At 48.8% G+C, this 3309-nt stretch carries 2 rRNA genes; both read left to right on the forward strand.

Annotation, left to right across the window (positions count from 1 at the left end):
• The first annotated feature begins 167 nt into the window (after positions 1-167).
• Positions 168-3061, forward strand: a 23S ribosomal RNA gene (locus tag BKK54_RS10380).
• Between the two features lie 131 nt (positions 3062-3192).
• A 5S ribosomal RNA gene (gene rrf, locus BKK54_RS10385) occupies positions 3193-3308 on the forward strand.
• The last annotated feature ends 1 nt before the right edge of the window (position 3309 follow it).

Raw genomic sequence — 3309 nt, forward strand, 5'->3', positions numbered from 1 at the left:
TCTTATTGTTCTTTAAAAAAACGGAAACAAGCTGAAAACTGAAGAGACTTTTAAGTCCTGAAAGGGATAGAAGAAAGTCTGAGTAAGAGAAAAATCTTGACTGAGAAAAGGCAGTCAAGTGTTTAGTTGATTTATCGCTTCAAAGGTAAAAACATTTGAGGTTGTATAGTTAAGTGACTAAGCGTACAAGGTGGATGCCTTGGCAATCAGAGGCGAAGAAGGACGTGCTAATCTGCGAAAAGCTTGGATGAGTTGATAAGAAGCGTTTAATCCAAGATATCCGAATGGGGAAACCCAGTGAGTGAAGAACTCACTATTCATCATTGAATCCATAGGTGATGAAGGCAAACCGGGAGAACTGAAACATCTAAGTACCCCGAGGAAAAGAAATCAACCGAGATTCCGTCAGTAGCGGCGAGCGAAAGCGGAGGAGCCATCAAATGTTATCTCATCAATTAAGAGAATCAACTGGGAAGTTGAATCATAGAGGGTGATAATCCCGTATCTGAAAATTGTTGGGAAGGACTAAGTTTGAGAGAAGTAGGGCGGGACACGTGATATCCTGTCTGAAGAAGGGGGGACCATCCTCCAAGGCTAAATACTCCTGATTGACCGATAGTGAACCAGTACTGTGAAGGAAAGGCGAAAAGAACCCCGGCGAGGGGAGTGAAATAGAACCTGAAACCTTGTACGTACAAGCAGTGGGAGCCGTAAGGTGACTGCGTACCTTTTGTATAATGGGTCAGCGACTTATATTTTGTAGCGAGGTTAACCGAATAGGGGAGCCGAAGGGAAACCGAGTCTTAACTGGGCGTTGAGTTGCAAGGTATAGACCCGAAACCCGGTGATCTAGCCATGGGCAGGTTGAAGGTTGGGTAACACTAACTGGAGGACCGAACCGACTAATGTTGAAAAATTAGCGGATGACTTGTGGCTGGGGGTGAAAGGCCAATCAAACCGGGAGATAGCTGGTTCTCCCCGAAATCTATTTAGGTAGAGCCTTGAGCGGACACCTTTGGGGGTAGAGCACTGTTTCGGCTAGGGGGCCATCCCGGCTTACCAACCCGATGCAAACTCCGAATACCAAAGAGTGATACTCAGGAGACACACGGCGGGTGCTAACGTCCGTCGTGGAGAGGGAAACAACCCAGACCGCCAGCTAAGGTCCCTAAGTCTATATTAAGTGGGAAACGAAGTGGGAAGGCTTAGACAGCTAGGATGTTGGCTTAGAAGCAGCCACCATTTAAAGAAAGCGTAATAGCTCACTAGTCGAGTCGGCCTGCGCGGAAGATGTAACGGGGCTGAAATATAGCACCGAAGCTGCGGCATCAGAATTTATTCTGTTGGGTAGGGGAGCGTTGTGTAAGCGGAAGAAGGTGAATCGAGAGGTTTGCTGGACGTATCACAAGTGCGAATGCTGACATAAGTAACGATAAAACGGGTGAAAAACCCGTTCGCCGGAAGACCAAGGTTTCCTGTCCAACGTTAATCGGGGCAGGGTGAGTCGGCTCCTAAGGCGAGGCTGAAAAGCGTAGTCGATGGGAAACGGGTTAATATTCCCGTACTTGGTAAAGCTGCGATGTGGGGACGGAGCAGGTTAGGCAAGCAAGGTGTTGGATATCCTTGTTTAAGGTTGTAGGTGGAAAGTCTAGGCAAATCCGGACTTTTATACACTGAGAGCTGATGACGATTGTCTACGGACAAGAAGTTGCCGATACCACACTTCCAGGAAAAGCCACTAAGCTTCAGGCTTTACTAAACCGTACTGAAAACCGACACAGGTGGTCAGGTAGAGAATACTCAGGCGCTTGAGAGAACTCGGGTGAAGGAACTAGGCAAAATAGCACCGTAACTTCGGGAGAAGGTGCGCCGGCGTAGATTGTAAGGGCTTGCCCCTGAAGGTTGAACCGGTCGAAGATACCAGCTGGCTGCAACTGTTTATTAAAAACACAGCACTCTGCAAACACGAAAGTGGACGTATAGGGTGTGATGCCTGCCCGGTGCTGGAAGGTTAATTGATGGTGTAATCGAAAGAGAAGCTCCTGATCGAAGCCCCAGTAAACGGCGGCCGTAACTATAACGGTCCTAAGGTAGCGAAATTCCTTGTCGGGTAAGTTCCGACCTGCACGAATGGCATAATGATGGCCAGGCTGTCTCCACCCGAGACTCAGTGAAATTGAAATCGCCGTGAAGATGCGGTGTACCCGCGGCTAGACGGAAAGACCCCGTGAACCTTTACTATAGCTTGACACTGAACATTGAATTTTGATGTGTAGGATAGGTGGGAGCCTTTGAAGCGGTCACGCCAGTGATTGTGGAGGCGACCTTGAAATACCACCCTTTAACGTTTGATGTTCTAACGAGACATCCTAATCGGGTGTTCGGACAGTGTCTGGTGGGTAGTTTGACTGGGGCGGTCTCCTCCCAAAGCGTAACGGAGGAGCACGAAGGTTTGCTAATGACGGTCGGACATCGTCAGGTTAGTGCAATGGTATAAGCAAGCTTAACTGCGAGACGGACAAGTCGAGCAGGTACGAAAGTAGGTCATAGTGATCCGGTGGTTCTGAATGGAAGGGCCATCGCTCAACGGATAAAAGGTACTCCGGGGATAACAGGCTGATACCGCCCAAGAGTTCATATCGACGGCGGTGTTTGGCACCTCGATGTCGGCTCATCACATCCTGGGGCTGAAGTAGGTCCCAAGGGTATGGCTGTTCGCCATTTAAAGTGGTACGCGAGCTGGGTTTAGAACGTCGTGAGACAGTTCGGTCCCTATCTGCCGTGGGCGTTGGAGAATTGATTGGGGCTGCTCCTAGTACGAGAGGACCGGAGTGGACGCACCACTGGTGTTCGGGTTGTGTCGCCAGACGCATTGCCCGGTAGCTAAGTGCGGAAGAGATAAGTGCTGAAAGCATCTAAGCACGAAACTTGCCAAGAGATGAGTTCTCCCAGACTTTAGGTCTGTAAGGGTTGTTTGAGACTAAGACGTAGATAGGTGGGGTGTGTAAGTATTGTGAGATATTGAGCTAACCCATACTAATTGCCCGAGAGGCTTAACTATACAACGCTCAAGTGTTTTTGAGTGGCTAGTGTGAAATGCAACGAATTAAATCATACAGTAATCAGCTTGTGACCGAGAGAACAAACGAAAATAAAGAGACGTAAGAAATAAGGCAGTTATCAAAGAATTATCCTGGCGGCGAGAGTGCGGTGGTCCCACCTGAATCCATCCCGAACTCAGAAGTGAAACGCTGTAATGCCGATGGTAGTGTGGGGTATCCCCATGTGAGAGTAGGGCACCGCCAGGTA

Source organism: Rodentibacter genomosp. 1 (assembly GCF_001999285.1).
Lineage (GTDB): Bacteria > Pseudomonadota > Gammaproteobacteria > Enterobacterales > Pasteurellaceae > Rodentibacter.